Below are 16,347 nucleotides of genomic sequence, written 5' to 3'. Positions count from 1 at the left end.
CCCCGCGTTAATCTTTTAGAATATCGTCCAGACGTGCCTGTTCATTGGCGCTCAGCGGGGCCTGTTCTTCACCCGGTGTCCGAGCACGGCCGCGCAGATAGACAAGCCCGACCCCGCCTGCCAGCAATAGCATCAGCGGCCCCGCCGCCCAAAGCACCCAGGTTGATCCGCGCGCCGGTGGGTTGAGCAACACATACTCGCCATATCTGTCAACGATATAGGCCACCGCCTCTGCATCGGTGTCGCCTGCGACCAAACGCTCGCGCAGCAAGATACGCAGATCACGCGCGAGGCTGGCGTTGCTTTCGTCGATGCTTTCGTTGCGGCACACGAGGCAGCGCAACCCTTTGGACAAGGTCCGAGCGCGTTGTTCCAACACCGGATCAGACAGCACCTCGTCTGGTTGAACCGCCCAGGCGGGCGTACCCAATAACATCAGCGCGAGGACGAGCGCCCTCATTGCGCGGGTACCTGCTTTGTTTTTGCGGCCCCCGCCGCAACACGGTAGCGACGGTCCGAAAGGCTTAGGAGCCCACCAAGCGCCATCAAAGCGCAGCCAATCCAGATCCAGTTGGTCAGCGGCTTGATATAGGTACGCACCACCCAACCGCCGCCGGCCTGTTCATCCCCAATCACGACATAGACGTCGCGCAGCAGGTTATAGTCAATCGCAGCCTCGGTCGTGGGCATCTGTGCCACGGGATAGAACCGTTTCTCAGGCCGTAGCTGCGCGATCTCTGCCCCGTCATGGAGCAGTGTCACGCTTCCGGTGGTCGATACATAGTTTGGCCCCTGACTGCGTTTGACATCATCCAGCTGTACCGTATAGCGCCCCACGTCATAGGAACCACCAAGCGGCACCGCACGGATATCGTCCATAGACCACGCGGTAAGGCCCGCGACGCCTGCCATCGTGACGCCAAGCCCCGCATGGGCCACCATCTTGCCCCAGTCTGCCCGCGGCATCCGGCCAAGCCGGCGCAGACGGTTCTCACCGCGTCCGGTGCGGCCCCAGAGGTCGACAATGGTGCCCATCACAATCCAGGCTCCTAAAAACAACCCCAGCGGCCCCAATAAGCTGCGCCCCGATTGTATCGCATAGGCAAGCGCCCCGATCGCAATTGCCAAGACAAACACATACCGCAGCGGTTTCAGTGCGCGTGTAATAACCGCACGTTTCCACGGCATCGCAGACCCGATCGGTAGGATCAGGCCCAACATAACCATGAAAGGTGTGAAGGCCGCGTTAAAGAACGGGGGGCCAACGCTTAATTTTCTGTCGAAAAACATTTCTGCCAGCAATGGCCACATGGTACCGATGAAAACCACAAAACAAGCGACCGCCAATAAGACGTTATTTACCAACAGCGCCGACTCGCGGCTCACCATGCTGAAGACGCCTTTCGCTTCTAGCGCACGGGCGCGCGCGGCAAAGAGTACAAGCGCGCCGCCCATGAAAAATGCCATGATCATCAAGATAAAGACGCCGCGTTCAGGGTCATTCGCAAACGCGTGGACCGAGGTCAGCAGGCCAGATCGCACGATAAACGTCCCGATCAACGAAAAGCCGAACGCAAGAATCGCCAAAAGAATTGTCCAGCTTTTCAAACTCTCGCGCTTTTCAACCACGACTGCCGAATGCAGCAGTGCTGCCGCCAGTAGCCACGGCATAAAGCTTGCGTTCTCAACAGGATCCCAAAACCAAAACCCGCCCCAGCCAAGCTCGTAATAGGCCCACCAGGACCCAAGCGCGATACCGATGGTCAGGAAAATCCATGCCGCAAGCGTCCACGGGCGCACCCATCGCCCCCACGCGGCGTCGATACGCCCCTCGATCAGCGCGGCAACGGCAAAGCTGAACGTCATCGAAAGCCCGACATACCCCAGATACAAAAACGGCGGGTGAAACGCGAGCCCGGGATCTTGTAGCAGGGGATTCAGATCCTGCCCATCAAACGGCGGTGTAGCAAGACGCAGGAACGGGTTAGAGGTAAACAGGATAAAAGCAAAAAACGCGACGCCAATTGCAGCCTGTACCGACAACACCCGCGCGCGCAAGGTTGGAGGTAGATTGCCTCCGAACCACGCGGCCATGGCCCCGAAAAGCGCGACAATCAGAACCCAAAGCAACATGGACCCTTCGTGATTGCCCCAGGTGCCGCTGATTTTATACAATAGGGGCTTCATTGAATGGCTGTTTAACACCACCAGCCGAAGCGAGAAATCGGAGCTTACAAAGGCCCACATCAGCGCGCCGAAGGCCAGTAATGTCAGCGCGAACTGCGCGCCAGCGGCGGGCTCTGCTACGGCCATCCACCCTGGCCAGCGTTTATGGGCACCGACAAGGGGTACCACCATTTGAACAATGGCGACGCCAAAGGCGAGGATAAGGGCGAAATGTCCGAGCTCTGTAATCATCCTGCGACCATAGGGCGGAGCGCGGTGCCGTGCCATGGGAATTCACACCTAAATCACGTCAGTGTGCGCAGCAAAGCGTCGCAGGGCCCGCCTTAGGCCGCAGCCTTGCGCCAATCGTCCAGTGCAGCGTTGTCCGTTTCCCCCGGGGCCACCGTTGAAACAACTGGGATCGTGTTTTCGGCCTCTAATTGGCCCTCATCAGTTTGCGGCACATTCAAGTGTTCGATGTGTCGCATTGCCGCCGGCGTCTGCGCGATGGTACGCGCGATAGAGCGTTGAAATTCTTGCGTTTTCACCTGATGCCGCGCGCCAAAGTAAAACGATACCACAGCGCCTAGTAACCACCATAAAGGTTCGGGCACCAACGCCACGCCTTGCATGCGACTGGCAAACCAAACCGGATCAACCATTGCTGCGACGAACAATCCCAATGTTCCAAGCGCTAAGGCCGGTCGCGGAAGGCGATTCACACCGTTCATAATGCGATCAAAACGTCCCACCGGCGCGACGTTGAACTCAGCCGCAAACTGCACCATCGCCTGCTCTAGCGCGGCCGCATCACGCGCAGCGGTATTTTCGGCATTCTGGCGGAATACTTCGACAGTATCGCGCAATACATTCCGGCCATCACCAAAAACGAGGCCTAAAGCCTTATCAATCACCGCCATGCTTCGACCCTTTCGTTAAAGTCACGCGGGCTCAAATGATACTGCGGGGACATAAATTCCTCAGCGCGTTTGATCCATCCCCCTTTCGTGCCAGCCCGCGTGCGGGCGTATTTGCGACTTGCCGGTCGCTGATCGGCCAGCCCGAAATAATAGTTGCGCCGCGCCACAGCATAGGCGTCCACAAACTGTGCCGGCGCTTGCGCATAGGCGTGTCCCGTCGCACTCAAGGTCTGCGGCCCAAGCGCACCATCTACAGCCACATCAAACCCCATATCTCTTAACAATCGCTGAAGAATTTTCACCGCATTGCCGCCCGCATTGACGTACATATCGAAAACAGACGGCTGCAACGGTTCTGGCAGTTGGGCGATTTTAGGTTTGTGGAAATAATGTGTGATGAAAATCTCGGTCGCCTGAGCCTGGCTAAGCGCTTGAACATCTGCAACATTCACCGCGCCATCGCGATTTAAATCCAGCCCCAGACGGCGCATTGTATGGATAGTGACACCATGTTTGGTCGCCCCACCCGGATCATCTGGATCATTTACAAAGCCCCCTTCACGCGCAACGATGGACTTGGCAATTTCTTCAACAGTTTGCATCAAATCGGCCCTTCTTACAGTTTTGTCCCTGCAAGAATGGCTGTTCAGATGTTAATTAATTCCGGCATCGCCGTACGCATCAGCCCTCGGGGGCCACGTAGACGCCTTGCTCTTTCAATGCGTCCACGACTTCTTTTGGCATGTAGTTTTCATCATGTTTTGCAAGGATTTCAGTCGCTTCGAACGTTCCGTTGATGTATCTTCCCGTTCCTACCATCCCCTGATTTTCCTCAAAAAGATCGGGCAGCACACCGCTATAGGTCACAGGAACCGTCGCGCCGCCATCGGTCACGGAGAAGCGGATGGTCAGGCCATCGCCGCGCACAAGGCTGCCCTCTTCGACCAGCCCGCCGATGCGAAACACCTCGGTCGGGGCGGGCGGCTCTGCGATCACCTGACTGGGGGCGCGGAAAAAGTTGATCCCATCACGCAAGGCATATCCAATCAGCGCGGTAGACAGCACAAGCGCCACCAGCGCGACACCGATAACCTGTATACGCCGCTGCTTTTTAAGACTTTTCATGAGACCTCAGGGAAATAGCGGAGCCATCATCAGCCCCTCGACCTCGTCAATACCTAGCATCAGATTGGCGTTTTGCAACGCCTGCCCGCTGGAGCCCTTGGTCAAATTATCAAGCGCTGCGACCACGATTGCGCGCCCTTCAATCCGGTCAGCCACCACACCGATATGGCAAAAATTCGACCCACGAACATGACGCGTGCTCGGGGCCTCGCCAAACGGAAGCACCTCGATAAAGGGCTCGGCATCATAAGCATCGGCCAAGGTCTGGTGGATATTCTGTGCTTCACCTTTAACGTAGACGGTCGCAAGAATACCGCGGTTGGCCGGCAACAGATGCGGGGTGAACTGCACTTTGACTGGGCGGCCTGCGATGGCTGAAAACTCCTGATCGAATTCTCCCAAATGCCGATGCGTGCCCCCCAACGCATAGGCGTGGTACCCCTCGGACAGCTCTGCATGCAGCAGGTTTTCCTTAAGCGACCGCCCCGCACCGGACACGGCGCATTTCAGGTCCAGTATGATATCGTCCAGATCGATAACGCCCTTTTCTATCAAGGGGCGCAGGGCGAACTGACCGGTGGCGGCATTGCAGCCGGTGCCAGCAACCAAACGCGCGGATTTGATTTCTTCGCGGTAGAATTCGGTGAGGCCATAGACGGCCTCCTCCTGCTGGTCTAGCGCGGCATGAGGATTGCCGTACCACTTGGCATAGGCTTCAGGATCGCGCAGCCGGAAATCAGCCGAAAGGTCAACGATCTTGAGGTCTTGGGGCAGGTTCGCGATGACCTCTTGGCTGGTTTTATGCGGCAGCGCACAAAAGCACAGATCGATCTGTGAAAAATCGATTTCATCAATGGTCACCAAGGCAGGTAGATCCATGTGGCGCAGGTGTGGAAACACCTCAGCAATTGTTTGCCCCGCCTTAGAGTTCGCCCCCAAGGCTTTGATCTGCATAGAGGAATGGCCGGAAATTAGCCGGATAAGTTCTGCGCCGGTATAGCCGGAGGCACCAAGAATGGCGATATTATGGGTCATGTCGGGTTCCGTTTGGAAGGTGTTAGCAAATTCGTGTTAGGCCGCTTGGAAGGTCAACGGTCGTCGCAAGAATTGCGTTGCACGGCTGCTGACCTTTTTGGGGTCGCCCGTGGTCAGGAAAGCGGCCTCGCCCGTGCCTAGCATATTGGGGTGACGTTGCAGGTAATCGCCCAGGCTATGCGCGACCAGATTGGCTTGGCTAAACACTTTGACATCGGGGCCAAGCGCATCCTGAAAGGTTTCCTGCATCAGCGGATAATGCGTGCAGCCCAAAATCGCGGCCTCTGGCGCAGGCATTTTGCGTTTCAATGCGTCAACATGGCTGCGTACCAAGGCCTCGGCGAGGATGAAATCACCGTCTTCGATCGCATCGACGACACCGCCACAGGCCTGCGCTTCGACATCGACACCAATCGCCCGAAACGCCAGTTCACGTTGGAACGCACGGCTGGCAACCGTCGCGGGCGTCGCAAACAGCGCCACATGTTTCAGATCGACCTCGCGCGGGGGGGAATTATCACCCCACTGGCGCTCGGTCATCGACTCAATCAGAGGCACGAAAACACCCAAGACGCGCTTGCCCGACGGCACCCACCCTTCTTGCATACGGCGCAACGCGGCCGCAGAGGCAGTGTTACAAGCGAGGATCACCAGATCGCACCCCGCATCAAACAACCGCTGAGTAGCCGCCGTCGTCAGGTTGTAAATGTCATCAGCATTGCGCACCCCGTATGGGGCATGGGCGCTGTCAGCCAAATACACAAAATCCACATCGGGCAACTGCGCCTGAACGGCATCCCACACGGTCAGCCCGCCAAGCCCAGAATCGAAAATACCAACTGCCATAACACCTTACCGTCACCTGTCGGCACGATGCCGATCTTCAAATTCAAACCCCAGATCAAAGGATTTTGCCAGGTCTGGTGACAACTCATACGTCGCTTTGCGCAGGAAATCCATCATAGCTTTTGCGTCTTTTGCCATGGGGTCCAGCGCGTTTCTGCCGATGGGTTCGCCGATGACCACGCGCACGCGCGTGTCGACGCGTTTGCGGAATTCCTTGATCAGCAGTCCCATGCGTAGGGTGTGATGCAAATGGCTGGCAATCTGGAACAAGCGGCTGGTGTGGCCGTCAAAGTAGATCGGCACGACAGTGGCATCCGATTTCGCGATCATGCGGGCGGTAAAGCTGCGCCAGCCCGGGTCCATGGGGCGCGAAAACGGCCGTGCGCTGGTGCTGACGGTGCCCCCCGGAAAGATGCCAACCGCGCCACCCTGCCCCAAATACTCCAGCGCAATCTTGCGCGTGCGCAGGTTCAGCGCCAGCGCGGCCTTGTCCTCGTCAAAACTGATCGGCAGCAGATGGCGGTTCAGGTCGGGTGCGCGGTTAAAGACCGAATGGGCCATGATCTTGAACCCGTCCCGGCGGCGCGCCAACATATGCCCCAGCATCAACCCGTCCAGAATACCATAAGGATGGTTCGCCAGCGCGATGACAGGCCCCGTTTCGGGGATATTCGCCAGACTGCCGCCCACGACGTCAAGCGTCAGCCCATAGCGCTGCACCATCACGTCAAAGAAGCCGATCCCGCGCGCCATGTCGTCTTCATAGCCGGTGGCCCGTTTCATCAGCCCCAACCGCCCTGTGCTATTCTCCATCAGCCGGATGAAGGCACGCGCGGGCCGCGACTTGGCGGAATAGGCATAGCTGATGTCACGCGCTGTCAGAGGCCGAAGATCGGGCTGCAAGAGGGTCAAGGTCGGTTCCTTTTCACGGGCTTTGCCTTGCCCTCTAGCAGTGGATCATGACAGTCGCGTGACAGACAGCCTATTCAGCCTATTCAGACTATTCTGCCGCGCGAGAGGTTTGCGTGCCCCCCGACCGGATCACGGCCAGCAGCTCTTCGCGCCGCTTTGCGGCCTTGGCTTCATTCGCCTGTTTCACCGGACCAAAGCCGCGGATCTGCAAGGGAAGCTCCGCCAAGGCGACAATCGCGTCATGGGTTGCGTCGGTCAGCTTGGGCAGAACATCCTTCATGTCGGCCTCGTATTGCGAGATCAAGGACCGCTCCATCCGGCGTTCTTCGGTGCGGCCAAAGGGATCGAACGGCGTGCCGCGCAGGAATTTCATCCGCGCCAGCATGTTGAACGGCCCCTCCATCCACGCGCCAAAGGTCCGTTTCATCGGACGGCCATCCGCGCCGGTTTTCGACAGGATCGGTGGCGCAAGATTGAAGGTCAGCTTGGGATCCCCCTCAAAGGCCTCTGCCACTTTGGCGCGGGTGGATTTCAACAGGCGCGCGACCTCGTATTCATCCTTGTAAGACAAAAGCTTGTGATAGCCCAAGGCCACGGCCTCTTTCAGGCGGTCATCCGTGATCTTATCCAACATCGCGCCATAGCGTTTAGCCAAACCCTTTCCCTGATAGGCCGTCAGGTGGTCTTTCCGGAAGGCGATTTTTTCGTTCAAGGTTTTTGGCAGCGCGACGACATTTGGCGTCATTACACGCTTGGCGTCTTCGGGGTGCAGCACGGCCCAACGGCCCAGTTCAAACGCGCGCAGGTTCCGTTCGACCGCAGCACCGTTTAAGGTGATCGCCTGTTGCAGGCTGTCCAGCGACAGCGGGATTAGCCCCTGCTGCCAAGCCGCGCCAAAGATCATCATGTTCGAATAGATCGAATCCCCCAGCGTCGCCTTGGCCAGATCAGAGGCATCAAACAGCGCGACGTCATCCTTTAGCCGCGCTTCAAGCGCGAGGGTCAGCCGGTCATACGGCATCTGGAATTCAGTATCGCGGGTAAATTCCCCCGTGATGATCTGATGCGAGTTCACAACCGCCCCCGTCCGCCCAGCGCGCGTCAGGCCAAGTGTCTTTGTGCCGGCAGAGACAACAAGGTCCCCCCCGATCAACGCATCTGCTTCGCCTGTTGCCACGCGAATGGCGCTGATGTCTTCGGGACGGTTCCCAATACGGCAATGGATATGTACGGCACCGCCCTTTTGGGCCAGCCCCGCCATTTCCATCATCCCAGCGCCCTTGCCGTCAATCTGTGCCGCTTGCGCCAGCACAGCACCGATGGTCACAACGCCGGTCCCACCAACACCGGTGATCACCACGTTATGCGTGCCATTGATCGCAGGTAAGGTCGGCATGGGCAGGTCGGGGATCTTGACCTCTGTCGTGGGGTCTTTGCGGATCTTGGCCCCTTCCAGCGTCACGAAGGACGGGCAGAATCCTTTGACGCACGAGAAATCCTTGTTGCACGATGATTGGTCAATCGCCCGCTTGCGTCCCAGCTCTGTCTCTTCGGGCACGATCGAGACGCAGTTGGACTGCACACCACAATCCCCACAGCCCTCGCAGACATCGGTATTGATGAACACCCGCTTGTCGGGATCAGGGAACAGCCCCCGCTTGCGACGACGACGTTTTTCGGCGGCACAGGTCTGGATATAGACGATTGCGCTGACGCCCTTAAGCTTTGCGAAATTCTCTTGCACGGTTTGTAGATCGGCACGCTCGTACATGGGCACGTCGCCAAAGGCCTTTTGATCCACATCCTCTTTCTCGTCATAGACTACAGCGATATTCTTGACGCCCATCGCCTTGATCTCTGCCACGATACGCGGCGCGTCCAGATCGCCTTCGTTATGCTGGCCACCTGTCATCGCAACGGCATCGTTATAAAGGATCTTGTAGGTGATGTTCGTCTTGGCCGCGATGGCCGCACGGATCGCCAGATTGCCCGAATGGTTGTATGTTCCGTCACCGAGGTTCTGGAACACATGCTCGCGGGTCGAGAATTTGGATTCACCGATCCAGTTCGCCCCTTCCCCCCCCATATGGGTAAAGCCCGTTGTCTCGCGGTCCATCCATTGCACCATATAGTGACAACCGATCCCGGCGTAGGCGCGGCTCCCCTCTGGTAGCTTGGTTGATGAGTTATGTGGACAGCCTGAACAGAAGTACGGCACACGCGCGGCAATGTCTTCGGCGTTATCGGCACGTCGCGCGGTATCCAGCGCTTCCATACCGGCCTTGATGCCGTCGGTCGTCCGACCTTCCTCGATAAAGATACCGCCCAGCTTTTCGGCGATCCAGATCGGGTCCAGCGCGCCACGGGTGGGGAACAGCTCTTCGCCATGCTCCATCCCGGCACCACCGCCTTTGTGCCAGCCATAGACGCGGCGATGCGTATCCGAGAACAGCGCCTCCTTGATCTGCACCTCGATCAGCTTGCGCTTTTCTTCGACGACAATGACCAGATCAAGCCCTTCGGCCCAGGAATGGAAGCCCTTCATATCCAGCGGGAAGGTCTGACCGATCTTGTAGAGCGTGAGGCCCAGACGTTCGGCTTCGTTTTCGTCGATGTTGAGCAGGCTCATGGCGTGGATCACATCCAGCCAATTCTTACCCGCAGCCGCGATGCCGATCTTAGCTCCGCGTTTGCCCCACATGCGTTTGTCCATCTTGTTGGCATGGCTGAACGCTTCGGCGGCATATCGTTTATAGTCAATCATCCGCGCCTCTTGCAGATGCGGCGTGTCTTGCAGACGGATGTTAAGCCCCCCTTCGGGCATATCAAACTGCGGCGTGACCAGCTTCATCCGGTTCGGGTCGCCATTCACCACCGATGTCGCCTCTACGGTGTCTTTCATCGTCTTGAGACCGACCCATAGCCCGCTAAACCGGCTTAGCGCCCATCCATAAATACCGTAATCAAGGATCTCCTGCACACCGGCAGGACTGACAACAGGCATATAGGCATCCACCATCGCCCATTCGGACTGGTGCAGCACGGTAGAGGATTCACCCGTATGATCATCCCCCATAGCCATCAGTACACCACCATGTGTGGACGAGCCTGCCATATTGGCATGGCGCATCACATCACCAGAGCGGTCCACCCCCGGGCCTTTACCGTACCACAGGCCAAACACACCGTCGTACTTGCCTTCGCCGCGCAGCTCTGCCTGCTGACTGCCCCACAGGGCGGTAGCGGCAAGATCTTCGTTCAGGCCCGGCTCGAACACGACGTTATGCGCGGCCAGCGACTTGGCGGCGCGTTCCATTTGCAAGTCCACGGCCCCCAAGGGCGACCCGCGATATCCGGTCACATAGCCCGCGGTGTTTAGACCTGCGGTTTTGTCCCTTGAGGCCTGCATCATCATCATGCGCACCAACGCCTGTGTGCCGTTCAGCAACACTGGCGATTTCTCAAGGTCATACCGGTCAGTTAGTGAAATTTTCTGCGTACCCATAGCGCGTCCTCCCCTACGTGCAATCAATAGCTATTCCCTCATACTAGGTCACAAAAGCTGACCTGTCTAGCGTTGTGACCACCCCTAGATCGCAATGCAGCGGGCGCGCGCCCTTGATCTTTTGCACACTCACCCGATCTAGCCGTGATAAGATAAGCCTATATGCCCCGATGCACCCTGTCGCAGGGTTGTTTTTAAACCGTATTCCGCGCAAAGATGGCTGCTCTTGCGAACAGCGCGCACATCACAAAAGGTCGCCCTCATGGATTGGGACAAGCTCAGAATTTTTCACGCCGTCGCGGACGCCGGCAGCTTGACCCATGCGGGGGACAAACTGAACCTGTCGCAATCTGCGGTCAGCCGCCAGATACGTGGGCTGGAAGAGCAGTTGAATACCAACCTGTTCCACCGCCATGCGCGCGGGCTGATCCTAACGGAGCAAGGCGAGCTGCTGTTTGATGCCACAGTCGCAATGTCGAAAAGGCTCGATACCGCAGCGGCACGCATCCGCGACAGCGAAGAAGAGGTCTTTGGCGAATTGCGCGTCACAACGACAACAGGCTTTGGTACATTGTGGCTGGCACCGCGCCTGCCCAAGCTTTACGAGAAATACCCTGACCTTAAGGTCGACCTGATGCTGGAAGAACGCGTGCTGGACCTTCCTATGCGCGAAGCCGATGTGGCCATCCGCATGAAGGAGCCATCGCAGGCCGATTTGGTGCGCAAGAAGCTGATGATGATCAAGATGTGCATGTATGCCTCACCCGCCTATCTCGCGGCGAACGGCACGCCCCAGCGGCTTGAGGATATGTCGGATCACCGCCTGATATGCCAGAACACAGACAGCAATCAGGTGCACGCGGGCCTGAACCTGATCCAGCAGCTTATGATGCATGACGTGCGGTCGATGCTGACGGTGAATAACTACTTTGGTGTGCTTCAAGCGGTCATTAACAATCTCGGGATCGGGGTTCTGCCTGATTACCTGATCCAAGACTTCCCCGACCTCGTGCAGGTGCTCCCCGAGACCGAGTCGGCGGATGTGCCCGTATTCCTTGCCTACCCTGAAGAGCTGCGTTCTTCCAAACGCGTCGCGGCATTCAAGGATTTTGTCCAAGACGAGATCATCACCCACCGCAAACTGCTGCGCGAGAAGGAATCCCGCTAGCTATGCGAAAACCGCATAACGGGCATGTCATAGATTAACGATTCCCGCCTTGATCCACGCACTCGCGCCACTTAATTGAGCGGTATGAAGACGGGCGGCTCCGTGCCGCTTCTTCATACCTCCCTGTTGGACTCGGCCGAGCTTCGTGCTCGGCCTTTTTTTTGGCTGACGCTCTTCTCCCGCCTTAGGTCTTTTCCCCGCGCTGCGCTTGATCTAAGAGGTGTGGCATATTGCTAGGGGAAAACGCGCATCATGACCGAACCAGCCATCACGCAAGAACTGATTACAAGCCACGGCATCAACGCCGATGAATATCAGCGTATTCTGGACATCATCGGGCGCGAACCCACATTTACCGAGCTGGGGATCTTTTCGGCCATGTGGAACGAACACTGTTCCTACAAGTCGTCAAAGAAATGGCTGCGCACGCTGCCGACCGAGGGCCCTCAGGTGATCTGCGGACCGGGCGAAAACGCGGGCATCGTCGATATTGGCGACGGTCAGGCGCTGGTCTTCAAAATGGAAAGCCATAACCACCCGTCCTATATCGAACCCTACCAAGGGGCTGCGACTGGCGTGGGCGGCATCTTGCGGGATGTCTTCACCATGGGCGCGCGTCCTATTGCGGCGATGAATTCGCTTAGCTTTGGCTCGCCTGAGCATCGCAAGACGCGCCAACTGGTGCATGGCGTCGTTGCAGGCGTTGGCGGCTATGGCAACTGCTTTGGCGTTCCAACTGTCGGGGGCGAGGTTCGCTTTGATACCGCCTATGACGGCAACTGCCTTGTGAACGCCTTTGCCGCCGGTCTGGCCGACACTGACAAGATCTTTTATTCCGCCGCTTCCGGCGTTGGCATGCCGGTCGTTTACCTTGGCGCGAAAACCGGCCGCGACGGTGTGGGCGGCGCGACCATGGCGTCAGCCGAGTTCGACGACACCATTGAAGACAAACGCCCGACCGTTCAGGTTGGCGACCCCTTTACCGAAAAGCGCCTGATGGAAGCCACGCTAGAGCTGATGGCGACCGGTGCTGTAATCTCTATTCAGGATATGGGGGCGGCGGGTCTGACCTGCTCTGCCGTGGAAATGGGCGACAAGGGCAACCTTGGTGTACGTCTGGACCTCGAAAAGGTCCCGACCCGCGAACATGCCATGACCGCCTATGAAATGATGCTGTCGGAATCCCAAGAACGAATGCTGATGGTCCTGCGCCCCGAACTCGAAGCCGAGGCGAAAGCCGTCTTTGACAAATGGGACCTCGACTTTGCTATCGTGGGCGAAACAATCGCCGAAGACCGTTTCCTGATCGTGCACAATGGCGAGGTCAAAGCCGACCTGCCGCTCAAGGCGCTGTCGGGCAACGCCCCCGAATATGACCGCCCCTACGTAGAGACACCCGCAGCCGAACCACTGTCGGATGTGCCGGGCATTGATCCCATCGACGGGCTGCACGCGCTGATCTCCAGCCCGAACTACGCATCCAAAGCGTGGGTCTATGAACAATACGATACGATGGTTATGGGCGACAGCGCCCGCACCCCGGGTCTGGGGTCGGGTATCGTGCGCATCCATGGCACAGACAAAGCCATTGCGTTCACCTCGGATGTGACGCCGCGCTACGTCAAGGCGAACCCTGTCGAGGGCGGCAAACAGGCCGTGGCCGAAGCCTACCGTAACCTTTGTGCCGTCGGGGCCCTGCCGCTGGCGACCACCGATAACCTGAATTTCGGCAACCCCGAAAAGCCCGAGATCATGGGCCAGTTCGTCGGGGCGCTGAAAGGCATCGGCGAGGCAGTTTCCGCGCTGGATATGCCCATCGTGTCGGGCAACGTATCGCTGTACAACGAAACCGACGGCAAAGGCATCCTGCCAACGCCCACCATCGGCGCGGTCGGCCTGCTGAAACACACAGACGAGATCATCGGCAAAGAGGTCCGTGACGGCCATGTCGCTTTGGTTCTGGGTGCCAGCGAAGGGCACATCGGGCAATCCGCCCTGCTGCTCGAAGTCTTTAACCGCCGCGACGGCGACGCGCCCCATGTCGATCTGGCCTTGGAAAAAGCCCACGGTGAATTCATCCGTGCCAACCGCGAGCTGATCAAAGCCTGTACCGACCTGTCTGACGGTGGCCTCGCGCTTGCCGCGTTCGAGCTGGCCGAGGAAGCTGGCGTCGGGGTCACCCTGGATTCCGCCGATACACAGGTTCTGTTTGGCGAGGATCAGGCGCGCTACCTGATTGCGTGCAACTTCGACCAAGCCGAAGCCTTGATGGTCGCGGCCCAAAGCGCCGGTCTGCATCTCGAAAGCGTCGGGAAATTCGGCGGCGACCAAGTGAACTTTGGTGGTGTCAAAGCGCCGCTGGCAGATTTGTCGGCGACCTACCGCGGGGCCTTTGCAGCCACCTTTGCCTAAGACCTAACGGTCGATCAGACCCATCAAACGCGTTTTCTCGCCCCTGTCATCGGGGCGGGAAATCACCTCTGCCAGCTCCTCGAGCGAGGCAATCGAATGGCCGGCGCGAAAACTGTCAACATAGGGCAGCATCGCACGAATGCCGGCCGCCTTGGGCGCAAAACCGTCCCACCGCAACAACGGGTTCAACCAGATCAGCCGCCGCGCTGACAGGTGCAGCCGCTGCATCTGCCGCGCCAGATCGTCGGGCGCGTCGCGATCCAGCCCGTCAGTGATCAGCAGCACAACGGCACCCTGCCCCATGACCCGCCGCGACCAATCGCGGTTAAACGCCTCTATGCTTGCGCCTATACGGGTACCGCCTTCCCAATCCTGCGCCTGTGCCCCCGCCGCCTTGAGCGCGGCATCCACATCGCGGGTGGCCAGATGGCGCGTGATATTGGTCAACCGCGTCCCGAAGGTAAAGGCATGTACCTGCGCCCATCCCGCGCCCTTGGCATTGCTCACCGCATGCAGGAAATGCAGCACCATGCGGGAATACTGGCTCATCGAGCCGGATATATCGCAAAGCACCACCAGATTAGGATAGCGGGGGCGTGGGGTCTTAAATGCCAGCTTGTGCATCTCGCCGCCGCGCCGCAGAGCCGACCGCAGGGTGCGCGCCGCGTCAATCCGCCCCCTCGGGGAAGTCATGGCGCGGCGCGAGGGCATGGGTTTAACCGGCAGGCTCAACCGCGCCAGCATCTTCTTGGCCTCGGCCACCTCGGCGAGGCTCATCAGTTCGAAATCAAGGCTGCGCAGACGTTCGCGCGAGGACATCGTGAGGCTCGCGTCGACCTTGATCTCTGTCTCGCGATCATCATCGGGCCCTTCTTCTTCGCGGTCGGGCGCCTCGGCACCATCCAGCAGGGCTTCGGCGGCGCGTTTCTCGGCGGCTTGAGCGGGGCGGTCTTCCTGTACGCCACGGATCGCCGGCAACATCGCCGCCATCATATGTTCCAGATACCGCGGATCGCGCCAGTACAAACGAAAGAGCTGCGCAAAGATGATCCGGTGTTCGGGACGGTTCACGAAACAGGCGTGCAGCGTCCAGTAGAAATCTGTCTTGTCGGTGAACCCCGCCACCTCTACCGCGCGGATCGCGTCAATCACGCGGCCCGGGCCTATTGGCAGGCCCGCGCGACGCAAGGCACGGGCGAAATGGGTGATATTGCCGGCAAGTTTAGGATTATCCGGCAGCTCTAATGGCAGATGTTCCATCAGGCAGTTGCCCACCGGGGGCTGTCAGCCCCCAGACCCCCGAGGATTTTTGTCCATTTGGAAGCAGTGGCGCGGCTCAACTGGAGGGGTCCAGACTGGCTTTGGCTTGATCCAGAATCCGTTTCGCTTCGGAACCTTGCAGCTTGGCGATGTCATCTTGGTATTTCAGAATAGCCCCGAGCGTGTCGGCGATGGTTTCGGGGCTCAGGTTGATCACATCCAGTGCAAGCAAGCATTTTGCCCAGTCGATTGTTTCGGCCACGCCAGGCTTCTTGAACAGATCTTCAGTGCGCAACTGCTGAACAAAGGCCACCACCTCGCGGCTGAGCGCGCTGGAGGCTTCGGGGGCGCGGGCGGCCAAAATCTCCATTTCGCGGGTGAAGTCTGGATAATCGACCCAGTGGTAAAGGCACCTGCGTTTAAGCGCATCATGCACCTCTCGCGTGCGATTAGACGTCAGGATCACGATTGGTGGTTCGGGGGCCTTGATCGTGCCAAGCTCGGGGATCGTGACCTGAAAATCGCTGAGCGCTTCAAGCAAGAAGGCCTCAAAGGGGGCGTCCGTGCGGTCAAGCTCGTCGATCAACAAGATCGGCGCACCCCGCTCGTCAGGGCGCATCGCCTCGAGCAAGGGCCGTTCAATCAGGAAATCATCGCTGAACAATTCGGTGGTAAGCTGACGTCGCGAGGTATCGCCCGTCGCCTCTGCCGTGCGGATGGCGATCATCTGTGCCGGAAAGTTCCATTCGTAGACAGCCGTCGAAGCATCCAGGCCTTCGTAGCATTGCAGCCGGATCAACTTGCGGTTCAGCGCAAGGGCAAGCGCCTTGGCGATCTCTGTCTTACCGACGCCCGCTTCGCCTTCCAGAAACAGCGGGCGGCCCAACGTTAGGCTCAGGAAGACGACTGTCGCCAGCGGGCGGCCGCAGACATAGCCCTGCCCCGCAAGCAGCTCTTGCACGGCATCAATCGAAGGGGGCAGTTGCATGGCGTTCTCC

General features: G+C 58.6%; 13 protein-coding genes. 2 read left to right on the top strand and 11 right to left on the bottom strand.

Annotation, left to right across the window (positions count from 1 at the left end; translation table 11 throughout):
* Positions 1–7: 7 nt before the first annotated feature.
* The 9 genes from GLP52_RS02725 to GLP52_RS02685 all read right to left on the bottom strand — a co-directional run bounded on the left by GLP52_RS02725 (position 8) and on the right by GLP52_RS02685 (position 10,509).
* Positions 8–460 carry a cytochrome c-type biogenesis protein gene (locus GLP52_RS02725; RefSeq protein ID WP_093732560.1) on the bottom strand — a complete coding sequence of 151 codons (453 nt, stop codon included), beginning with the start codon at positions 458–460 and terminating at the stop codon, positions 8–10.
* Positions 457–2,418, bottom strand: a complete 1,962-nt coding sequence (locus GLP52_RS02720) for a heme lyase CcmF/NrfE family subunit (protein ID WP_237272634.1) — start codon at positions 2,416–2,418, stop codon at positions 457–459. Before GLP52_RS02720 ends, GLP52_RS02725 begins: the two co-directional genes overlap by 4 nt.
* 92 nt (positions 2,419–2,510) lie before the next feature.
* A complete protein-coding gene (locus GLP52_RS02715) occupies positions 2,511–3,086 on the bottom strand; it encodes a holin family protein (RefSeq protein ID WP_237271505.1) in 576 nt (191 codons plus the stop codon).
* Positions 3,077–3,688, bottom strand: coding sequence for a holin-associated N-acetylmuramidase (locus GLP52_RS02710; RefSeq protein ID WP_237271504.1), 612 nt, complete (start codon positions 3,686–3,688; stop codon positions 3,077–3,079). The genes GLP52_RS02715 and GLP52_RS02710 overlap by 10 nt, the downstream gene beginning before the upstream one ends.
* 79 nt (positions 3,689–3,767) lie before the next feature.
* A complete protein-coding gene (ccmE, locus tag GLP52_RS02705; protein ID WP_237271503.1) occupies positions 3,768–4,211 on the bottom strand; it encodes a cytochrome c maturation protein CcmE in 444 nt (147 codons plus the stop codon).
* A gap of 6 nt (positions 4,212–4,217) precedes the next feature.
* Positions 4,218–5,246 carry an N-acetyl-gamma-glutamyl-phosphate reductase gene (gene argC, locus GLP52_RS02700; RefSeq protein ID WP_237271502.1) on the bottom strand — a complete coding sequence of 343 codons (1,029 nt, stop codon included), beginning with the start codon at positions 5,244–5,246 and terminating at the stop codon, positions 4,218–4,220.
* Positions 5,247–5,282: 36 nt separating this feature from the next.
* Positions 5,283–6,092 carry a glutamate racemase gene (locus GLP52_RS02695; protein WP_138923077.1) on the bottom strand — a complete coding sequence of 270 codons (810 nt, stop codon included), beginning with the start codon at positions 6,090–6,092 and terminating at the stop codon, positions 5,283–5,285.
* 12 nt (positions 6,093–6,104) lie between these two features.
* Entirely contained in the window at positions 6,105–7,004 is a 900-nt protein-coding gene (locus GLP52_RS02690) for a lysophospholipid acyltransferase family protein (protein ID WP_237271501.1), read from the bottom strand.
* A gap of 88 nt (positions 7,005–7,092) precedes the next feature.
* Complete coding sequence (locus GLP52_RS02685; protein WP_237271500.1) at positions 7,093–10,509, bottom strand: indolepyruvate ferredoxin oxidoreductase family protein; 3,417 nt, start codon at positions 10,507–10,509, stop codon at positions 7,093–7,095.
* A gap of 262 nt (positions 10,510–10,771) precedes the next feature.
* Between GLP52_RS02685 and GLP52_RS02680 the strand changes: the two genes are divergently transcribed.
* Entirely contained in the window at positions 10,772–11,677 is a 906-nt protein-coding gene (locus GLP52_RS02680) for a LysR family transcriptional regulator (RefSeq protein ID WP_093732568.1), read from the top strand.
* Positions 11,678–11,929: 252 nt separating this feature from the next.
* Positions 11,930–14,089 (top strand): phosphoribosylformylglycinamidine synthase subunit PurL, encoded by a 2,160-nt coding sequence (purL, locus tag GLP52_RS02675; protein ID WP_093732569.1) that lies wholly within the window; start codon positions 11,930–11,932, stop codon positions 14,087–14,089.
* Positions 14,090–14,092: 3 nt separating this feature from the next.
* Here the strand turns inward: purL and GLP52_RS02670 are convergent, their stop codons facing one another.
* A complete protein-coding gene (locus GLP52_RS02670; protein ID WP_237271499.1) occupies positions 14,093–15,349 on the bottom strand; it encodes a vWA domain-containing protein in 1,257 nt (418 codons plus the stop codon).
* Between the two features lie 76 nt (positions 15,350–15,425).
* The gene (locus GLP52_RS02665; protein ID WP_237273352.1) at positions 15,426–16,337 is read right to left on the bottom strand and encodes an AAA family ATPase; all 912 of its coding nucleotides are present in this window, start codon (positions 16,335–16,337) and stop codon (positions 15,426–15,428) included.
* Between the last annotated feature and the right edge of the window lie 10 nt (positions 16,338–16,347).

It is taken from the genome of Sulfitobacter sp. M22 (genome assembly GCF_021736025.1).
GTDB lineage: Bacteria > Pseudomonadota > Alphaproteobacteria > Rhodobacterales > Rhodobacteraceae > Sulfitobacter > Sulfitobacter litoralis.
Note: the sequence above shows the minus strand (reverse complement) of the source record. Positions and strands in the feature narration are given on the sequence as shown.

Bases quoted from the DNA above. Each gene is read 5' to 3' on its own strand.
- ccmE (WP_237271503.1), bottom strand. From the start codon at position 4,211: ATGAAAAGTCTTAAAAAGCAGCGGCGTATACAGGTTATCGGTGTCGCG.
- GLP52_RS02685 (WP_237271500.1), bottom strand. From the start codon at position 10,509: ATGGGTACGCAGAAAATTTCACTAACTGACCGGTATGACCTTGAGAAA.
- purL (WP_093732569.1), top strand. From the start codon at position 11,930: ATGACCGAACCAGCCATCACGCAAGAACTGATTACAAGCCACGGCATC.
- GLP52_RS02665 (WP_237273352.1), bottom strand. From the start codon at position 16,337: ATGCAACTGCCCCCTTCGATTGATGCCGTGCAAGAGCTGCTTGCGGGG.
- GLP52_RS02725 (WP_093732560.1), bottom strand. From the start codon at position 460: ATGAGGGCGCTCGTCCTCGCGCTGATGTTATTGGGTACGCCCGCCTGG.
- GLP52_RS02710 (WP_237271504.1), bottom strand. From the start codon at position 3,688: ATGCAAACTGTTGAAGAAATTGCCAAGTCCATCGTTGCGCGTGAAGGG.
- GLP52_RS02670 (WP_237271499.1), bottom strand. From the start codon at position 15,349: ATGGAACATCTGCCATTAGAGCTGCCGGATAATCCTAAACTTGCCGGC.
- GLP52_RS02695 (WP_138923077.1), bottom strand. From the start codon at position 6,092: ATGGCAGTTGGTATTTTCGATTCTGGGCTTGGCGGGCTGACCGTGTGG.
- GLP52_RS02720 (WP_237272634.1), bottom strand. From the start codon at position 2,418: ATGATTACAGAGCTCGGACATTTCGCCCTTATCCTCGCCTTTGGCGTC.
- argC (WP_237271502.1), bottom strand. From the start codon at position 5,246: ATGACCCATAATATCGCCATTCTTGGTGCCTCCGGCTATACCGGCGCA.
- GLP52_RS02715 (WP_237271505.1), bottom strand. From the start codon at position 3,086: ATGGCGGTGATTGATAAGGCTTTAGGCCTCGTTTTTGGTGATGGCCGG.
- GLP52_RS02680 (WP_093732568.1), top strand. From the start codon at position 10,772: ATGGATTGGGACAAGCTCAGAATTTTTCACGCCGTCGCGGACGCCGGC.